The sequence below is a fragment of the Frigoribacterium sp. AC394 genome (assembly GCF_979258095.1).
Map to the genome: position 1 here is coordinate 963,776 of NZ_OZ409834.1, position 18,027 is coordinate 981,802.

Annotated in this window: 17 protein-coding genes and 1 tRNA gene; 2 read left to right on the forward strand and 16 right to left on the reverse strand. The window is 71.8% G+C overall.

Annotated elements, in window-relative coordinates; translation table 11 throughout:
* Window positions 1–7 precede the first annotated feature (7 nt).
* On the forward strand, window positions 8–1,885 hold the full coding sequence (locus ACZZY9_RS04360) for an ABC transporter ATP-binding protein (protein ID WP_463463135.1): 1,878 nt from the start codon (window positions 8–10) through the stop codon (window positions 1,883–1,885).
* A 30-nt stretch (window positions 1,886–1,915) separates the two neighbouring features.
* Here the strand turns inward: ACZZY9_RS04360 and ACZZY9_RS04365 are convergent, their stop codons facing one another.
* From ACZZY9_RS04365 to ACZZY9_RS04430, 14 genes are all read right to left on the reverse strand, one after another.
* Window positions 1,916–2,944, reverse strand: coding sequence for a Gfo/Idh/MocA family protein (locus tag ACZZY9_RS04365; protein ID WP_463463136.1), 1,029 nt, complete (start codon window positions 2,942–2,944; stop codon window positions 1,916–1,918).
* Window positions 2,941–3,534 (reverse strand): isochorismatase family protein, encoded by a 594-nt coding sequence (locus ACZZY9_RS04370; protein ID WP_463463137.1) that lies wholly within the window; start codon window positions 3,532–3,534, stop codon window positions 2,941–2,943. Before ACZZY9_RS04370 ends, ACZZY9_RS04365 begins: the two co-directional genes overlap by 4 nt.
* A 4-nt stretch (window positions 3,535–3,538) precedes the next feature.
* Window positions 3,539–5,053, reverse strand: a complete 1,515-nt coding sequence (dacB, locus tag ACZZY9_RS04375; protein ID WP_463463138.1) for a D-alanyl-D-alanine carboxypeptidase/D-alanyl-D-alanine endopeptidase — start codon at window positions 5,051–5,053, stop codon at window positions 3,539–3,541.
* A 33-nt stretch (window positions 5,054–5,086) separates the two neighbouring features.
* The gene (locus tag ACZZY9_RS04380; protein WP_463463139.1) at window positions 5,087–6,079 is read right to left on the reverse strand and encodes a Gfo/Idh/MocA family protein; all 993 of its coding nucleotides are present in this window, start codon (window positions 6,077–6,079) and stop codon (window positions 5,087–5,089) included.
* 67 nt (window positions 6,080–6,146) lie between these two features.
* Window positions 6,147–6,222: transfer RNA gene (locus ACZZY9_RS04385), tRNA-Thr, on the reverse strand.
* Between the two features lie 61 nt (window positions 6,223–6,283).
* Window positions 6,284–6,964, reverse strand: coding sequence for a TetR/AcrR family transcriptional regulator (locus ACZZY9_RS04390; protein ID WP_192058647.1), 681 nt, complete (start codon window positions 6,962–6,964; stop codon window positions 6,284–6,286).
* A gap of 14 nt (window positions 6,965–6,978) precedes the next feature.
* Window positions 6,979–8,142 (reverse strand): DNA polymerase III subunit delta', encoded by a 1,164-nt coding sequence (locus ACZZY9_RS04395; protein ID WP_463463140.1) that lies wholly within the window; start codon window positions 8,140–8,142, stop codon window positions 6,979–6,981.
* Window positions 8,139–8,759, reverse strand: a complete 621-nt coding sequence (gene tmk, locus ACZZY9_RS04400; RefSeq protein WP_192058650.1) for a dTMP kinase — start codon at window positions 8,757–8,759, stop codon at window positions 8,139–8,141. Before tmk ends, ACZZY9_RS04395 begins: the two co-directional genes overlap by 4 nt.
* Window positions 8,759–11,701 carry a type I DNA topoisomerase gene (gene topA, locus ACZZY9_RS04405; RefSeq protein WP_463463141.1) on the reverse strand — a complete coding sequence of 981 codons (2,943 nt, stop codon included), beginning with the start codon at window positions 11,699–11,701 and terminating at the stop codon, window positions 8,759–8,761. The genes tmk and topA overlap by 1 nt, the downstream gene beginning before the upstream one ends.
* 138 nt (window positions 11,702–11,839) lie before the next feature.
* Window positions 11,840–12,232 (reverse strand): Rv3654c family TadE-like protein, encoded by a 393-nt coding sequence (locus tag ACZZY9_RS04410; RefSeq protein WP_463463142.1) that lies wholly within the window; start codon window positions 12,230–12,232, stop codon window positions 11,840–11,842.
* The gene (locus ACZZY9_RS04415; protein WP_463463143.1) at window positions 12,229–12,588 is read right to left on the reverse strand and encodes a TadE family type IV pilus minor pilin; all 360 of its coding nucleotides are present in this window, start codon (window positions 12,586–12,588) and stop codon (window positions 12,229–12,231) included. Before ACZZY9_RS04415 ends, ACZZY9_RS04410 begins: the two co-directional genes overlap by 4 nt.
* A gap of 1 nt (window position 12,589) precedes the next feature.
* The gene (locus ACZZY9_RS04420) at window positions 12,590–12,832 is read right to left on the reverse strand and encodes a DUF4244 domain-containing protein (RefSeq protein WP_463463144.1); all 243 of its coding nucleotides are present in this window, start codon (window positions 12,830–12,832) and stop codon (window positions 12,590–12,592) included.
* A 103-nt stretch (window positions 12,833–12,935) separates the two neighbouring features.
* The gene (locus tag ACZZY9_RS04425) at window positions 12,936–13,928 is read right to left on the reverse strand and encodes a type II secretion system F family protein (RefSeq protein ID WP_463463145.1); all 993 of its coding nucleotides are present in this window, start codon (window positions 13,926–13,928) and stop codon (window positions 12,936–12,938) included.
* Window positions 13,918–14,808: a TadA family conjugal transfer-associated ATPase gene (locus ACZZY9_RS04430; protein WP_463463146.1), complete on the reverse strand. Its 891-nt coding sequence runs from the start codon at window positions 14,806–14,808 to the stop codon at window positions 13,918–13,920. The genes ACZZY9_RS04425 and ACZZY9_RS04430 overlap by 11 nt, the downstream gene beginning before the upstream one ends.
* Window positions 14,809–15,420: 612 nt before the next feature.
* Between ACZZY9_RS04430 and acs the strand changes: the two genes are divergently transcribed.
* Complete coding sequence (acs, locus tag ACZZY9_RS04435; protein ID WP_463463147.1) at window positions 15,421–17,373, forward strand: acetate--CoA ligase; 1,953 nt, start codon at window positions 15,421–15,423, stop codon at window positions 17,371–17,373.
* A 9-nt stretch (window positions 17,374–17,382) separates the two neighbouring features.
* Here acs and ACZZY9_RS04440 read toward each other — a convergent pair whose 3' ends face one another.
* Both ACZZY9_RS04440 and ACZZY9_RS04445 read right to left on the reverse strand, forming a co-directional pair.
* A complete protein-coding gene (locus tag ACZZY9_RS04440; protein ID WP_463463148.1) occupies window positions 17,383–17,862 on the reverse strand; it encodes a RidA family protein in 480 nt (159 codons plus the stop codon).
* Window positions 17,862–18,020: a DUF4177 domain-containing protein gene (locus tag ACZZY9_RS04445; RefSeq protein ID WP_167627312.1), complete on the reverse strand. Its 159-nt coding sequence runs from the start codon at window positions 18,018–18,020 to the stop codon at window positions 17,862–17,864. The genes ACZZY9_RS04440 and ACZZY9_RS04445 overlap by 1 nt, the downstream gene beginning before the upstream one ends.
* Window positions 18,021–18,027: the final 7 nt, after the last annotated feature.

Sequence of the window (18,027 nt, forward strand, 5' to 3'; positions counted from 1 at the left end):
CTCCGACATGAGCGCGCGCACCCCGACGAACCCCGCCGAGGAGGCGCGGGTCGACCCCCCGAGGGCGCGTCGCGGTCTCGGACGCCGTCGCCCTCCCGAGGGGCCCCGTGCCACGTTCCGTCAGCTGCTGCCGTACCTCTTCGAGCACAAGAAGGTCATGGCGGTGATCATCGTGCTCAGCGTGCTCGGCGCCGCGGCCTCGCTCGGTCAACCGCTGCTCGTGCAGCGGGTGATCGCCGTCGTCGAGCAGGGCGGGGCCCTGGGCTCGCTCGTCTGGGCCCTCGTGGGGCTCGTGGTCGTGGCCGGTCTGCTGAGCGGGTTCCAGCACTACCTGCTGCAGCGCACCGGCGAGGGCGTCGTGCTCTCGAGCCGACGCCGTCTCGTCGGGCGCATGCTGCGACTGCCGGTCAGCGAGTTCGACTCCCGCCGCACGGGCGACCTCGTCTCGCGGGTCGGATCGGACACCACGCTGCTTCGCGCCGTCCTGACGCAGGGCCTCGTCGAGGCGATCGGCGGCAGCCTCACCTTCATCGGCGCCCTGGTCGGCATGTTCCTGATCGACCCCGTGCTGCTCGGACTCACCGTGCTGGTCGTCGCCGTCTCGGTGCTCGTCGTCGTGCTGCTCTCGGGGCGCATCCGGATCGCGAGCCGACAGGCGCAGGAGAAGGTCGGAGACCTCACGGCGGCCGTCGAACGGGCCATCAGCTCGGTCCGCACGATCCGGGCGTCGGGGGCCACCGAACGCGAGATCGCCGCGGTCGAGCTCGACGCCGTCGGGGCCTACGAGCGGGGGCTGCAGGTCGCCCGGATCTCGGCGCTCGTCGTGCCCATCTCGTCGATCGCGCTGCAGGCGTCGTTCCTGGTCGTGCTCGGAGTCGGGGGCTTCCGTGTCGCCAGCGGCGCCATCGAGATCGCGTCGCTGGTGTCGTTCGTGCTCTTCCTCTTCCTGATGATCATGCCGCTCGGCCAGGCGCTCGGCGCCGTCCTCAGCGTCAACCAGGCGCTGGGTGCCCTCGGTCGCATCCAGGAGATCCTCGACCTCCCGTCGGAGGACCACGACGACCGCCGCACGGCCGCCGACCTCGCGGGTGCAGCCCGCGTCGAGACGACCGACGCCGTGACCTTCGACGACGTGCACTTCCGCTACCCCGCGGCACCGGACGCGGCGGCCGGCGGGGCCGACGGCGTCATGCCGGACGACGACCTCACGGTGCTCCGCGGGGTCAGCTTCTCGATCCCCGCCGGCGGGCGCACCGCTCTCGTCGGACCCTCGGGTGCGGGCAAGAGCACCATGCTGGCGCTCATCGAGCGCTTCTACGACCCGACGTCGGGAGTCGTCCGGATCGACGGGGTCGACCTGCGCGCCCTCGACCGCGACGAGCTGCGCTCGCGGATCGGGTACGTCGAACAGGACGCCCCCGTGCTCGCGGGCACCATCCGCGACAACCTGACCCTCGGCTCGCCGGGCGCCACCGACGACGACTGCCGACGGGTGCTCGAGGCCGTGAACCTCACCGCGGTGCTCGATCGCGGCGACGAGGGCCTCGACGCGCAGGTCGGCGAGGACGGCGTGATGCTCTCGGGCGGCGAGCGCCAGCGTCTCGCGATCGCCCGCACCCTGCTCTCGGCACCGCCCATCCTCCTGCTCGACGAGTCGACGTCGAGCCTCGACGGCGTCAACGAGCAGCGTCTGCGCGGCGCGATCGACGCCGTGGCGGAGGACCGCACGCTCATCGTCATCGCCCACCGACTGTCGACCGTCGTCGACAGCGACCAGATCGTCGTCGTCGACGGCGGGCGCGTCGTCGGGGTCGGCACGCACTCCGAGCTGGTCGTCAGCACGCCGCTCTACCGCGACCTCGCGAAGCACCAGCTGCTCGTCTAGCGGCGAGCCGGGCCCGCTGGGGCGCGAGGGTCAGCGGGTGCTGCGCCGCGCCTCCTCGATGACCTCGAGCGCTGCGACCGCGTCTCGCGGGTCGACGGGCACCTCGGCCTCGCCCCGGAGCGCTGCGGCGAGGCGGCCGTAGAACAGCGGGTAGCGGCCCCGCTCGGTGGGCACCACCCGGATGTCGCCCCCGACGCCGATCGTGCCGTGCCGTGCGGGGTCGACGAGTCCGTAGGCGTCGTCCGCGGGCGACAGACCGTCCGCGAGCTGCGCCTCCTGCGGGTCCAGACCCGAGACGACGTAGGCGCCCTCCGATCCGAGCACCCGGAGGCGCGGGCCGGGCTGCGCGGCCACGTGACTCATCCAGAGACGCGAGCGGACGCCGCTCTCGTGGCGCAGCGACAGCAGGACGTCGTCATCGGCCGTCGCGGTGGGCCGACGCGTCGCGATCTCGGCGTGCACGTCGGAGACCGGGCCGAAGAGGCGGAGCGCCTGGTCGACGAGATGCGGGCCGAGGTCGAAGAGGATGCCGCCGCCGTCGGCGACCGTGGCGGAGGATTTCCAGCCGGCCCGGTTCGCGGTCTTCCACGGCTCGAAGCGGGACTCGAAGGTGTGCACGTCGCCGAGCGCCCCGTCGGCGATCAGCCGCGACGCCGTCAGGTAGTCGCCGTCCCATCGGCGGTTCTGGTAGACGGTGAGCAGTCGGTCGGAGCTCTCGGCCTGCGCGATCAGCGCGCGAGCCTCGGCGGCCGAGGTCGCCACCGGCTTGTCGACCACGACGGCCGACCCGGCACGGAGCGCCTCGGCGGCCACGTCGGCGTGCGTCGCATTCGGCGTCGCGACGACGACGAGGTCGAGCCCCATGCCCGCGAGATCCGCGCTCGAGGCCAAGACCGCGGCGGCGGGGTGCCGTCGCGCAGCGTCGGCCGCTCGATCGGCGTCGCGCGTGACGACGGCCGCCACGTCGTAGTCGGGGTCGGCGGCGAGGAGGGCGCCGTGGAACACCCGCCCGGCGAGCCCGAAACCGACGATGCCGACCCGGATCGGCGCCCCGCTCACGAGTCGGATCCGAGATCGGAGCGGGTGACGAGCGTCGCGCCCGCCTCCGACATCTCGGCCAGGGCGGCTTCGCTCGAGACGGGGGCGACGCCGGCGACGAGATCGGTCACGACCCGGACGGCGAGACCGGCGGCCACGGCGTCGAGCACCGACGCCCGCACGCAGTGGTCGGTCGCCAGCCCGACGACGTCGAGCGAGTCGACGCCCCGAGCCCGGAGCACCTCGACGGCGCTCTCGCCGTCGGCGGTCACGCCCTCGAACGCCGAGTACGACGGGCTGCCGGTGCCCTTCGTGAGATGCACGTCGATCGACGACCCGTCGAGCGCCGGATGGTAGTCGGCACCGGTGGTGCCGCGGACGCAGTGCACCGGCCACGAGTCGACGTAGTCGGGCTGCTCGGAGAAGTGCCCGCCGTTGTCGCTCTCGGCCTCGTGCCAGTCGCGGCTGGCCAGCACGAGGGCGTAGTCGCCCGCCGCGAGCGCCAGGTGCTCGGCGACCCCCTCGGCGACGCGGGTGCCGCCTGCCACGCCGAGCGCGCCTCCTTCGGTGAAGTCGTTCTGGACGTCGATGACGAGGAGTGCTCTGACCATGCGCTCATTCTCCTGACAGATCGGCGCCGCAGCGGTACACGGCCGCCGTCAGCGTGTCGAGTGCGGCGCGGGCGTCGTCGCGCACGTCGCCGATCGCGTAGAACGCGAAGGCGAGTCGGGTGCCGTCAGCGGCGTCGATGCTGCCCGCCAGCGTGTAGGCCGTGTCGATCCAGCCCGTCTTCGCGTGCACGGAGCCGGCCGCGACCGCGTTGTCGCCGGTGAAGCGACTGGCGAGGGTGCCGGTGCGCCCCGAGATCGGCAGCGCGTCGTAGACGACGCCGAGGCCCTCGCGGCGGTCGGCCACGGCGATCATCAGCCTCGCCACGACCGTCGAGGGGACCGCGTCGTTCTCGCTCAGCCCCGACCCGTCGATGATGGTCGTCGTCGAGGTGTCGAGCCCGTACGTCGACGACAGCACCGAGCGGTAGAGGGGCGTCAGCGAGGCGGACGACCCGTCGGCGCCCGACGCACGCGACGAGGTCCGTGCGAGCATCTCGGCGAGCGTGTTGTCGGAGGTGGGCAGCAGCTGCGAGATCAGGGTGGAGACGGGCTGCGACGCGACCTCGCCCAGCACGGTGGCGCTGTTCGAGGCACCCTGCGACATCGCCGCGGTGTCGGCCCCCACGACCCCCGCGGAGACCAGGGCGGCCCGGAAGGCGTCGCCGGCGCGAGCGACGGGGTCGGTGCTGCGCGGGCTGGTCTGCGCGGCGGGATCGGCCCGGTCGCCGTCGACCATCAGCGCAGTCACCTCGGAGTGGTAGCCGATGGTCTGCTCGGAGCGCTTCCAGGAGGGATCCCACTCGTCGGCCTGGCTCCAGTAGGTGGCGTCGAGAGTGATCCGCGAGACGGGGGCGTCGCCCAGGCGGGTCTTCACCTGCGCGGCGAGGTCGGCGAGCGTCGGCGCCCCGGCGTAGACGCTGCCTCCGGAGGGGACGGCGCTGAGCGTGGCGTCGCCACCGCCGACGAGGGCGATCGTGCCACTGCCGACGTCACCCGTCACCCTGGTGGTCAGACGATGGTCGGGCCCGAGGACCGCGAGGGCGACCGCGCTCGTCAGGGTCTTGAGGACACTGCCCGTGCGGGCGGGCGTCGATCCGTCCCGGTCGAACAGCACCTCGCCGGTCGCGGCGTCGACGACGGTGCCCTCGAACTGCGCGAGGCGGGGGTCGGCGGCCGCGGCGGCGACCGAGCAGGAACGCACCGGGGCCGCCGTCGGGGTCGGGGTCGCGGTCGGCGGCGGAGTCGTCGGGGCGGCGTCGGGTGTCGCCGTCGGGGTGTCGACCGCCGTGGGCGAGGGCGTCGCACGGGGCGAGTCGGCCGGCGACGAGGTCGAGACGGTCGGCTCGCTCGGCGTCGTGATGGCCCCCGCCGCGACCGCTCCCCCCGCCAGCAGGGCGATCGCGGTCACGATCGCGGTGACGCGCACCCCGCGGGGGTGCTCGTCGAGGAGGCGCGCGAGGGTTCTCCGCGGACCGCCGCGTCGGTCTCGCGGGCGTTCTCGGGGTGCGTGGTCGTCCATCGCAGCCAGTGTACGAAACCGCCGCCGCGCCTCCTACCCGTGCCTGCTACTCGCGGGGGTAGCGGACCCGAGCTGACGCCGCATCTCGTCCATGGTGCGCATGACGTCGACGATGCCCTCGGCCGTGAGCAGGGGGCTCTCGGTCTCACCCGCCGAGACGACGCGGTCGAGTTCGATGGCCTGGTGGTGCATGCCGCGGAGGGACCCCTCGTCGGAGTCGAAGCGCTCGATGATCGAGTCGTCGCTGTCGTACACGGTGAAGCCGACGGGGGTGTACCAGGTCGCGTCGATCTCGATGCGACCGGCCGTGCCGTGCACGACGGCGACGTTGTGCCCCGTCGAGTCGAGCGCCGAGTACAGCTGCGCCGAAGCGCCGCTCGCATAGCCGAGGGTCGCCGAGTGGCGGGCGTCGACGCCCTGGTCGCTGAGGACCCCGACGGTCGCGATCTCGGTCGGAGCCCCGAGCAGATCGTGCGCGAACGACACCGGGTAGACGCCCAGGTCGAGCAGCGCGCCGCCGCCGAGCGCCGGGTCGTTGAGTCGGTGGCGGGGGTCGGTCGGCAGGGACTGCAGGTGCACGGCCGTCAGGAGGCGCACCTCGCCGATGGTGCCGGATCGCACGATCGCGCGCAGCCGCGCGCTCTGCGGGAGGTAGCGGGTCCACATCGCCTCCATCGCGACCACGCCGGCGGCGGACGCGGCGTCGAGGACAGCCTGCGCCTCGGCGGCGTTGATGGTGAAGGCCTTCTCGACGAGCACGTGCTTGCCGGCGGCGATCGCGAGCAGGGCCTGCTCGGCGTGGAAGACATGCGGAGTCGCGACGTAGACGGCGTCGACGGTCGGGTCGGCCACGAGGTCTTCGTAGCTGCCGTGCGCGTGGTCGATGCCGAACCGGCCGGCGAACTCGTCCGCCTTGGCCTGGTCGCGCGAACCGACGGCCGAGACGGCCAGGCCGGCCCCCAGCAGGTCGGAGGTGAAGGCCTGGGCGATGCCGCCCGCGCCGAGTATTCCCCATCGAATCGTCATGACACCTGTCTACCAGCCGCCGCCGACACGAAGAACCGGCCACCCCGCGGAGGGGTGACCGGTTCTGTGGAGCCGCTTTGGGGAATCGAACCCCAGACCTTCTCATTACGAGTGAGACGCTCTACCGACTGAGCTAAAGCGGCGGATACCGGCCATGGCCGACAACCAGTGCCTGTCGGCACGATTAGATACTGTACCGGATTCTCAGAGTTCGCGTGACACGAGGCGGCGCAGGTCGGCGAAGCTGTCGTCCATCCGGGCGCGGAGGCTGAACCGGTAGTCGCCGAGGTGCTCGACGTCGTCATCTTCGATCCACTCGGCCCAGGCGTGCCGCAGCGTGGCGATGACCACGAGCGCGACGAGATGGGCGCGGCTCGCCACGGCCGCCGCACCGTCGACCCCGTCGGAGCCGTCGATGGTCGACGCCAGGCCGGCGTCGGCTGCGAGCCGCTGGGCGACGACCTCGGTGACCCGCTCTTCGAACACGCGGACCGACGCCATCCGCCGCGCGAACAGCTCGGGGTACGCGCGCAGCACGGCGCGGCGCCGCTGCACGAGCTCCCGATCGCCGGTCGCCGTCGTCGCGGCGTGGTCGAGGAGGTGCACCAGACCATCGAGGAGCGACCCGTCGTGATCGGAGACGAACGCCTCGAGCTCGGCCCCGTCGGAGAGCTGCGGCGGATCTCCGACCACGGCCTCCTCCTTGGAGGTGAAGTAGTTGAAGAACGTGCGCGGCGACACATCGGCGCGCCGGCTGATCATGTCGACCGTGACAGCGTCGAGGCCGTGCTCGTTGATGAGATCGAGCACCGCGACCTGGATCGCCCGCCGCGTGGCCAGGCGCTTTCGCTCGCGGAGGCCAGGGGCGGCGGTCGGGTCGCTCATCCGGCCATCTTGCCTCACCTGACCGCGTGTCTGCTGATGGCCACGAGCATGGCCTCGAGCGCGAGGACCGGCGAGACGTTCGACTCGATCCGACGGCGGGCGACCGCGATCGCGTCCATCACGGCGAGGGTGCTGGCCGGCGAGGAGGCGCGGGTCGCCTCGTCGAGACGCCCGCGCATGCTCTGGTTGACGGGGTCGTCGCCGACGCCGAGGTGCAGGAGCAGGACGTCGCGGTAGAGCGAGAGCAGGTCGACCATGATGCGGTCGATGCCGTCGCGGAGGCTGCGCGTGGCGCGGCGCTTCTGGTCGTCGTCGAGCGCCCGCAGCTGACTGCGGAGCGCCGGAGGCACGGTCCCGCCCGGCTCGACCCCGAGGGAACGCAGCGCACTGGCCCGCTCGTCGGCGTCGCGTTCGGTCGTGATGGCCTTCGCGTCGTCGCCGGCCACCGCGAGCAGCGTCGCCGCCGCCTGCACGGCGTCGGACACCGAGCGGATGGCGAGCGCGGTCTCGAGCGTCCGTCGGCGACGGTCGCGCGCCTCCGGGTTGGTGGCGAGTCGGTGCGCCATGCCGATGTGACTCTGAGCCTCGCGGGCCGCGACGACGGCCGTCTCGTGATCGACTCCGTCGCGACGCTCGATGAGAGCCGCGACGTCGGTCACCGAGGGGACGCGCAACCGCACGCCGCGGACCCTCGACCGGATGGTCGGGATCAGATCGGCCTCGCTGGGCGCGCAGAGGATCCAGACCGTGCGAGGCGGCGGCTCCTCCAGCGCCTTCAGCAGGAGGTTCGACGTGCGCTCGGTCATGCGGTCGGCGTCCTCGATGACGACCACCCGGTAGCGCCCCACCGACGGGGAGAACTGGGAAGCCGCGACCAGGGTGCGGACCTCGTCGATGGTGATGATGATGCGCTCGGTGCTCAGCACGGCGAGGTCGGGGTGCGAGCGGGCCCCGACCTGCCGGATGGTCGCCTCGGCGTCCTCATCGCTGCGGGCAAGGAGCGCCGCGGCGAACGCATAGGCGAGATTCGACCGACCCGAACCGGGCGGGCCCGTGATCAACCAGGAGTGGGTCATCGACGAGTTGCCCGGTTCGGTCGAGGCCGCCGCACGCAGCGACTCGATGGCGTCGGCCTGACCGGTCAGGCCGTCCCAGAACGACGGGGTCGACACGGTCACTCCAGGAGGCCGGCGACTCGGTCGCGGATGAGCGACGCGATCTCCGCCTGCGGCAGAGAGGCGTCGACGACCACGAAGCGTTCGGGCTCGGACTCGGCCACAGCCAGGTACGCGGCACGGACGCGGGCGTGGAAGTCGGACTTCTCGGACTCGAGCCTGTCGTACTCGGTGCGGGCGCTGTCGAGCCGACGCCGCCCCTCGGCCTCGTCGAGGTCGAGCAGCACGGTGAGGTCGGGGGCCAACCCGTCGACCGCCCATTCGGACAGCGATCGGATCTCGTCTCCGCCGAGGACCCGGCCGGCACCCTGGTAGGCCACCGACGAGTCGATGTACCGGTCTTGCAGGACGACGTCGCCCCGGTCGAGGGCGGGCCGGACCAGCGTCTCGACGTGGTGCGCCCGATCGGCGGCGTACAGCAGGGCCTCGGCACGAGGAGCGATGTGACCGCGACGATGCAGGACGATCTCGCGGAGCTCGAGCCCGAGGTCGGTCCCCCCGGGCTCGCGCGTCCGCACCACGGACCGGCCGCTCTCGACGAGCCAGGCCTCGAGCAGACCGGCCTGCGTGGTCTTCCCCGATCCGTCGCCGCCCTCGAGCGTGATGAAGAGGCCCGCCACTACTCGGACTTCTTCGCAGCTGCCGGCTTCTCGGACGCAGCAGGCTCGGCCGAGGCGGCCTTCTTCGCAGCAGCGGCCTTGGTCGCGGCCGCCTTGGTCGTGGCCGCCTTGGTCGTGGCGGCCTTGGTCGTGGCGGCCTTGGTCGCGGTCGCCTTGGTGGCGGCCGCGGGCTTCTTCGCGGCAGGCTTCTTCGCGGCCGGCTTCTTGGCGGCGGGCTTCTTGGCCGCCGGCTTCTTCGCAGGCCCCTTGGCGCGCTTGTCGGCGATCAGCTGCACGGCGCGGTCGAAGTCGACCTCCTCGACGGTCTCACCGCGGGGGATGGTCGCATTGGTCTCGCCGTCGGTGACATAGGGCCCGAAGCGACCGTCTTTGACCTTGATCGGCTTCCCGCTGACCGGATCGGCCTCGAACTCCTTCAGAGCGCTGCTGGCGCGCTTGGCGCCGTACTTCGGCTGAGCGTAGAGCTCGATCGCACCGGCCAGGTCGATGTCGAAGATCTGATCCTCGCTGGTGAGCGACCGCGTGTCGGCGCCCTTCTTCAGATACGGGCCGTAGCGGCCGTTCTGCGCCTGGATCTCCTCGCCGCTCTCCGGGTCGACACCCACGACGCGGGGCAGGTCGAGAAGTCGGAGGGCGGTCTCGAGATCGACGGTGTCGACGTCCATGCTCTTGAACAGCGACGAGGTCCGCTCCTTCGGAGCGGCCTTCTTCGCCGGCGCCTTCTTCGGCTTCGCCCCGGTGCCCTCCGTCGCAGCGGGCGCGGGGGCCTCGACGACCTCGCCGGTGGCGGGATCCGCGTCGACCTCCTCGGGAGTCCGCTCGGTCACGTAGGGGCCGAAACGGCCGTCTTTCGCGATGACCTCCTTGCCGCTCTCGGGGTTGACACCGAGCACGCGATCGCCGATGACGGGCGCGTCGATCAGCTCGCGAGCCTTCGCGGCGGTCAACTCGTCGGGAGCGAGGTCCTCCGGCACGTTCACCCGACGCGGCGTCTCGGGGTCCGAGCCCGGTGCCTCGAGGTAGGGGCCGTAGCGTCCGATGCGGAGGGTGAGCCCCTCGCCGAGCGGGATGGAGTTGATGTCCCGTGCGTCGATGTCGCCGAGGTTGTCGACCACCTTGCGGAGACCACGGTGCTGCTCGTTGCCGAAGTAGAAGCCGTTGAGCCAGTCGACCCGATCGGCGCCGCCCCCGGCGATCAGGTCCAGGTCGTCTTCCATGCTCGCGGTGAAGTCGTACTGGACGAGGTCGCCGAAGTAGTCCTCGAGCAGTCTCACGACCGAGAAGGCGATCCAGTTCGGCACGAGCGCCGTACCCCGAGGGGTCACGTAACCGCGGTCGACGATGGTCGACATGATCGCGGCGTAGGTCGACGGGCGACCGATGCCCAGCTCTTCGAGCGTCTTGACGAGGCTCGCCTCCGTGTAGCGGGGAGGGGCGCTCGTGTCGTGGCCCTTGGCCTCGACCGCGTCGAGGGCGAGGTTCTGTCCGACCGTCAGGGGCGGGAGCTTGGCGTCGGCCGGCTCGGCCGAGCCGTGGCGGTCCTCGTCGCGTCCCTCTTCATATGCGTTGAGGAACCCGCGGAACGTGATGACGGTTCCCGATGCGGTGAACTCCGCCAGGGTGCCCGCGCCGCTGCCCGGAGTGATCCCCTCGACCGCATCGGGGGTCGTGGCCGCCACGACGACTGACGCCGTCGATCCCTTGGCATCGGCCATCTGCGACGCGACCGTGCGCTTCCAGATGAGGTCGTAGAGCTTCCAGTCGTTGCCGCGGAGCGTGGTCGACATCTCGGACGGCGTGCGGAAGGTGTCGCCCGACGGGCGGATCGCCTCGTGCGCCTCCTGGGCGTTCTTGCTCTTGCCTGTGTACAGGCGGGGTTTGGCGGGGACGGTCTCGGCCCCGTAGAGCTTCGACGCCTGGTTGCGAGCCGCATCGATCGCCTGCTGCGAGAGCGACGGCGAGTCGGTGCGCATGTAGGTGATGTGGCCGTTCTCGTAGAGCGACTGCGCGACGCTCATGGTCTGGCGAGCCGAGAAGCGCAGTTTCCGCGCCGCCTCCTGCTGCAGGGTCGACGTCGTGAACGGCGCGGCCGGACGACGCGTGTAGGGCTTCGACTCGACGGAGGTGACCTCGATCGTGACGCCGGCGGACTCGAGGGCCCGTGTGAGGGCGAGCGCGGTCGACTCGTCGAGCGAGACGGACTCGTTCTTCAGCTGGCCGCGGTCGTCGTAGTCGCGACCGCTCGCGACGCGTGAGCCGTTGATCCGCACGAGCTTCGACGAGAACGGCACCGACTCGGTCGAAGGCTCGAAGGTCGCGGTGAGGTCCCAGTAGGTGGCGGAGACGAAGGCGAGACGCTCTCGTTCACGATCGACCACGAGTCGTGTCGCAGCCGACTGGACGCGACCGGCGGAGAGACCGGGGCCGACCTTCCGCCAGAGGACGGGCGACACCTCGAACCCGTAGAGACGGTCGAGGATGCGGCGGGTCTCCTGGGCGTCGACGAGCGCCGTGTCGAGCTCGCGGGTGTTCTCCTGCGCCTTCTGGATGGCGTCCTTCGTGATCTCGTGGAAGACCATCCGCTTGACGGGGACCTTGGGCTTCAGCTCTTGCAGCAGGTGCCATGCGATGGCCTCGCCCTCGCGGTCCTCATCAGTCGCGAGGTAGAGCTCGTCGGCCGTCTTCAAGGCGCGTTTCAGATCGGAGACGGTCTTCTTCTTGGCGTCGGACACGACGTAGTAGGGCTCGAAGCCGTTCTCGACGTCGACGGAGAACTTGCCCAACGAGCCCTTCTTCAGCTCGGGCGGGAGGTTCTTCGGCTCGATGAGGTCGCGGATGTGGCCGACGGATGCGAGGACCTCGTATCCGCTGCCGAGGTACTGGGCGATCGTCTTGGCCTTCGCGGGCGACTCGACGATGACCAGTTTCTTCGTGCCTGGCACGGGACTCCTTGGATTGTGGAACGTAGACGGCCGATCGAGACCGATCGGCGAGGTCGTCGGGGACGACGTCCCCTCCGGCGAGGGCGACGTGGTGGCTGCCGACAGGCACACCATACACACACCGCACGCGCGACTCGCTCACGGCGTCGCCGGTGCCCCGACCGCCTCGGCGGGTGGCGGACCCGCCGTCGCGGACGCCGCGACGGGCAGGAGACCGAGCGTGCTCGACACCCTGACGGTGACGATGGATCCATCCGTCTCGCAGGCCACGAGGGCGGCCCGGTTGGCCTCGGCCACCCGGCTCGCGGCCTCGCAGACGACCCCGGCCGTCAACCCGGCGGCCACGTCGGCGCCCGCCAGGGCCGAGGCGTCGGCGGCCCCCGCCACCCGACTGCGCTCGACCAGGACCCGCGCCGTGCCCGTCACGGCGAGCACCAGCGCGACGATCATCAGCAGAAGGCCGACGGCGACGACGGACGCCGATCCCCCGTCGTCGCCGGGCAGGAGGCGCGGGTGCGGTGTCGAGGTCATCCGCCGGCCCTCGGGGCGCAGCTCCGACCGGTCAGCTCGAGCCCCTCGACGGGCCCGAGGGCCACCACCCGCGTCAGCCGGATGCAGACCAGCTCGCCGTCCGACGACGTGGAGACGCTCGCGCCCGGTGCGAGAGCCGCGAGCGTCGCGGGCACGGCGTCACCGCCGCCTCGGGCCGTCTGCCTCGCGACGACCGCCGCGGCGTCCGACAGGCGGATGGCCTGCATCCCGGCACCGGCGCCCACGAGGGCGAGACCGACGACGGACAGGAGCGCTGGCACCACCACGGCGAACTCGGCCGTGACGCTGCCGGCGTCGGACGAGAACCGGCTGCGGCCCGGTGCCACGCCGGCCATGTCAGCCCACCGTCAGGGCGGACCGGACGAGATCGGACAGGGTGCCCCGCACCTCGTCCGAACGCATGATGACGACCAGGAGACCGGCGAACCCCACCGCGGCCATGATGACGATCGCGTATTCGGCGGTCGCCGCGCCGTCGTCGGCCGAGAGCAGGCGACGGAGCGGGCCGGCGCGGCGACCGCCGTCCCGGCCGGTGAGGTCGGTCGTGTTCCGGGTGTCGAGGGCGGGATGCGGTGTCATGGGGTTCCTTACTCTCTGCAGGACCACTCGGTGTGGCGTGGTCCGAGTCTCCGGCGTCGCCGCGACCGACGGGCGTCGGCACCGGCGCCGCTGGGGACCGGTCTCACCAGGACGCCGTTGTGGAGGAGACGAGCGAGACGACGAGCGGCACGACGGCGACGACCAGGAACGCCGGCAGGACGCAGAGGCCGAGCGGCAGCATGAGGGTCGACCCGAGTCGTGCGGCGGCCGACTGGGAGTCCGCGGCGCTGCGGAGTCGCCGTTCACGGGCGGTCGCCCGGAGCAGCTCGCCGGCGGGAGCACCCGCTCGGCGCGAGAGATCGAGCACCTCGAGGCAGTCGCGCTCGGCGCCGTCCTCCGCTGCGGCCCCCGAACCGTCCGCAGCAGCCGTCGGGAGCAGATCGAGGGCGGACCGTACGAGCGCGAGCCCCGAGTCCCACGACGCACCGCCCGAGACGGCGACGGCCAGCAGTTCCAGGCGCAGACCGGGGACGGGCCCCTCGGGCGTGGCACCGCGGACGAGTCGCGCGTTCCAGGCCCGAGCGACGGCCACGAGGCCTGCGCCGAGCACGAGGCAGCCCCAGCCCACGGGCGTGCCGACCAGCACGCCCGCCGTGTCGAAGCCCATGCCCATGGAGAACAGCAGACCGACCGGCGGCAGCGCCAGCACGATGCGCCCCGTCGAGCGAGGCCCGCTCAGGGCGACCTCGACGTCGCGCCGCGCCGCCTCTGCTGCCCGCAGGCCCGCCACGAACGTCCGCAGGCAGTCGGCCAGTGGCGCACCGCTGCGCTCCGCGACGAACCACGCACAGGCGACCTGCCGCCAGTCGAGCTCGTGACGCGGGCCCTCGGGCGCGCGTGCGAAGGGTCGTCCGCCCAGAGCCGCCGCGAGCGCCTCCGAGATCGGCATGCCGGTCACGGCCTCGGTCGCGACGGCGAGCGTCACCTCGCGGACGGGCCCCGGAGGCTCCGACTCGGCGACATGCCGCCAGGCCGAGGCCGGGACGACGCCGGCGGACAGCAGCACGGCGACGCGCTCGACGACCGTCGAGGCGGGGGTGACGGTGACGAGACGGCGCCGCCGCTCACGCGGCACGACGAGCGAGCCCCGCCCGAGCCGTCAAGGCGCCGTCGGCATCGAGCACGAGGTGCCCGATCTGAGCGAGACGCCGACCCTCGGTGGTCCGCTCCAGATGGAATACGGCGTCGAACGCGCTGACGGCCTGTCGCGCCAGCGCCGCGGGGCTGAGCCCGGCGACCGCGCCCAGCGCCTCGAGACGGGCGGGGACGTCGGCCAGACCGTTCGCGTGCAGAGTGCCCGCACCTCCATCGTGCCCGGTGTTCAGGGCCGACAGCAGGTCGCGCACCTCGACTCCACGGCACTCACCCACGACGAGTCGGTCCGGGCGCATGCGCAGCGCCTCGCGCAGCAGACGGGCGAGATCGACTCCGCCGACGCCCTCGAGGTTGGGCTGACGCGTCTCGAGCGAGACGACGTGCGGATGATCGACGCGGAGCTCGGCCACGTCCTCGATGGTCACGATCCGATCGGTCGGATCCGCTTCGGCGAGGAGACTCGACAGGAAGGTGGTCTTCCCCGCCCCGCCCGCACCCGTGATGAGGATGTTCGCGCGCCGGTCCACGCACCTCCTGACCTCGCTCTCGTCGACGTCGTCGAAGAACCCCTGGGCGGAGAGCCCGTCGAGCGTGAGGGGCGTCCTGCGCGGCAGACGGATGGAGAGGAGGGTGCCGGCCGTCGACACGGGCGGCAGGACGACATGGACCCTGATGCCGGCCTCGAGGCGCACGTCGACGCAGGGGCTGGCCTCGTCGACATGTCGACCGCCCGCCGCCACGAGTCGTACCGCCAGATGCCGTGCGACGTCGTCGGACAGGTGGATGCGACCGTCGGGCAGGAGGCCGTGGCCGCGATCCACCCAGGTGCCCCCTCCGCCGTTCACGAACACGTCGGTCACGCCCGGCTCGTCGATGATGTCGCGCAACGGGCCGAAGGGAGCCCCGCGAGAGGGGATGGACAGACTCTGTACCCCGTTCGCTCCCGTTGTACCCCGATGATCGAGACGGCCGGGCGTCGCCGCGGGGACGAAGCGCCCCAGGTCGACTCCGCGGGTGACCGACGGGTGATCGAGGGGACGCCGCGAGGGGGCGGCGGGGGCAGCCGAGAGAGTGGTCGAGGTCTGGATCGGAGTCATAGCCGGACGCTAGAGGACACGCCACCGGAGCAGACGGTTCGGTGCAACGCCTGGGGACGACGACAGCAGATCGGCGATGTGGAGGGGTGATAGCCCTCACCCGTGGAGGGTGATCTCCGGGTTAAACGAAGAGGGGCGGCGCCGATTGGGGGGAACCGGCGCCGCCACCGCAACACGCGATTGGGGGGAATCAACGCATTGCGAGTCGGAACTGAATCCGACTGCGTTAACTGTACCCCAGGATGGGCCCGCCTCGCCACGCGCGACACGTCGATCTTCCGTGATCGGACAGGCCGACCCGGAAAGACCCCGGGGGTAGTCTCACTTGCTGTGCGGGTCAGCCCGCGCCTCCCGCAACGACGCGAAAGGTCCGACATGGCCGACGGAACCCCGACCCCTCCGAGAGAGGCGTCCACGTTCGCCCCCGACCCGGTGTTCGCCTCGAACGCCGTCGCCACCCGCGATCTGGCCGATCGCGCGCACGCGGACCGGTCGGCCTTCTGGGCCGAGCAGGCCGACGCGTGCGTGACCTGGGGTCGCCGACCGACCGAGACCCTCGACTGGTCCGATCCCCCGTTCGCACGGTGGTTCGCCGACGGCACGCTGAACGTCGCCTACAACTGCCTCGACCGCCACGTCGAGGCCGGCCACGGTGAGCGCGTCGCCCTCCTCTGGGAAGGCGAGCCCGGTGACGCACGGGCGGTCACCTACGCCGAGCTGACGGCCGAGGTGAAGCGGGCCGCCAACCTGCTGTCGTCGCTGGGTGTCGGGTCGGGCGACCGGGTGGTCGTCTATCTGCCGCAGATCCCGGAGGCGGTGGTCGCCATGCTCGCGGTCGCACGGCTGGGAGCGGTGCACTCGGTCGTGTTCGGCGGCTTCAGCGCCGAGAGCCTCCGGGCTCGGATCGACGACGCCGAGGCCACGCTGGTGATCACGGCCGACGGCGGGTGGCGGAAGGGCAGCGTCTCGCCCCTCAAACCAGCGGTCGACGCGGCGCTGGCGCTCGGCGGGCGGTCGACGGTCGAGAACGTGCTGGTGATCAGGCGGGGCGAGAACGCCGTCGACTGGGTGGAGGGGCGCGACCTCTGGTGGCACGAGGCCCTCGAGGGCGTCGAAGCGGAGCACACCGCCGAGATGTTCGAGGCGGAGCATCCGCTGTTCATCCTCTACACCAGCGGCACGACGGGCCGGCCGAAGGGCATCCTCCACACGTCGGGCGGTTACCTGACCCAGGTCGCGTACACGCACAGGAACGTGTTCGACCTCCGCCCCGAGAGCGACGTCTACTGGTGCACCGCCGACGTGGGCTGGATCACCGGGCACAGCTACGTCGTCTACGGGCCGCTCGCCAACGGAGCCACCCAGGTGCTCTACGAGGGCACACCCGACTCCCCCGGCCCCGGGCGCTGGTGGGATCTCGTCGAGAAGTACGGGGTGACCATCCTCTACACGGCACCCACGGCCATCCGCGGGTTCATGAAGGCGGGGCGCGAGATCCCGCAGGCTCGCGATCTGACGTCGCTGCGCCTCCTCGGGTCCGTCGGCGAGCCCATCAACCCCGAGGCGTGGCTCTGGTACCGCGAGGTGATCGGATCGGGGCGGACGCCCATCGTCGACACCTGGTGGCAGACCGAGACGGGCGCGATGATGATCTCGCCGCTGCCCGGCGTGACGACGACGAAGCCCGGCGCCGCCCAGACCCCCGTGCCCGGCATCGTCGTCGACGTCGTCGACGACCAGGGCGTGCCGGTGGCGGACGGCGAGAGCGGCCTCCTCGTGGTCACGGAGCCCTGGCCGTCGATGCTCCGCGGCATCTGGGGCGACCGCGACCGGTACGTCGAGACCTACTGGGGCCGCTTCGGCGACCGCTACTTCGCCGGAGACGGCGCTCGACGCGACGACGACGGCGACATCTGGCTGCTCGGCCGCGTCGACGACGTCATGAACGTCTCGGGGCATCGCCTGTCGACCGCCGAGATCGAGTCGGCGCTGGTGTCGAATCCGCTCGTCGCCGAATCCGCCGTCGTCGGAGCCGCCGACGAGACCACGGGTCAGGCCGTCGTCGCGTTCGTGGTGCTCCGCGACAAGAAGAAGCAGAGCGTGACCCCCGAGGAGGCGGTGGCCCGGTTGCGAGCGCACGTCGCCGACCGCATCGGCGCCATCGCCCGACCACGCACGATCGTGCTGGTCGACGAGCTGCCGAAGACCCGCTCGGGCAAGATCATGCGACGACTGCTGCGCGACGTCGCCGAAGGACGCGAGGTCGGCGACACCACGACGCTCGCGGACTCGGCGGTGATGGGGGTCATCACCGCCGAGATGCGCTGAGTCGCAGGGTCAGACCAGGGGGCGGACCTCGAGGACGATCTCGACCTCGACGGGCGAGTCGAGAGGGAGGACGGCCACGCCGACCGCGCTGCGGGCGTGGACGCCTGCGTCGCCGAAGACCCGGCCGAGCAGCTCGGACGCCCCGTTGATGACACCGGGCTGACCGCTGAAGGCCGGATCGGAGGCGACGAAGCCCGTCACCTTGACGACGCGCACGACGTCGTCGAGCGAGTCGAGGACGGAGGCGGCGGCCGCGAGGGCGTTCAGTGCGGACGTGGCCGCGTACTCCTTGGCCGCGACGGGGTCGACCAGACCCTCGCCCTCACCGACCTTGCCCGTCGCGGGCAGAGCACCGTCGACGAAGGGCAGCTGGCCCGCCGTGTAGACGTACGAGCCGGTGCGCACGGCGGGCACGTAGGCGCCGGCGGGCGTCGCGACCGCGGGGAGCTCGAGCCTCAGCTCGGCGAGGCGGGCGGCGACGTCGGCCATCAGTCGGCCTGCTTCTGACGCTTGAACCAGGCGACCGGGCCGCCTTCGGGGCCCTGCGTCACCTGCACGAGCTCCCAGCCGTCACTCCCCCAGTTGTTCAGGATGGCAGTGCTGTTGTGCACCATCAGCGGCGTCGTCATGTACTCCCAAAGGACCATTTGTCGT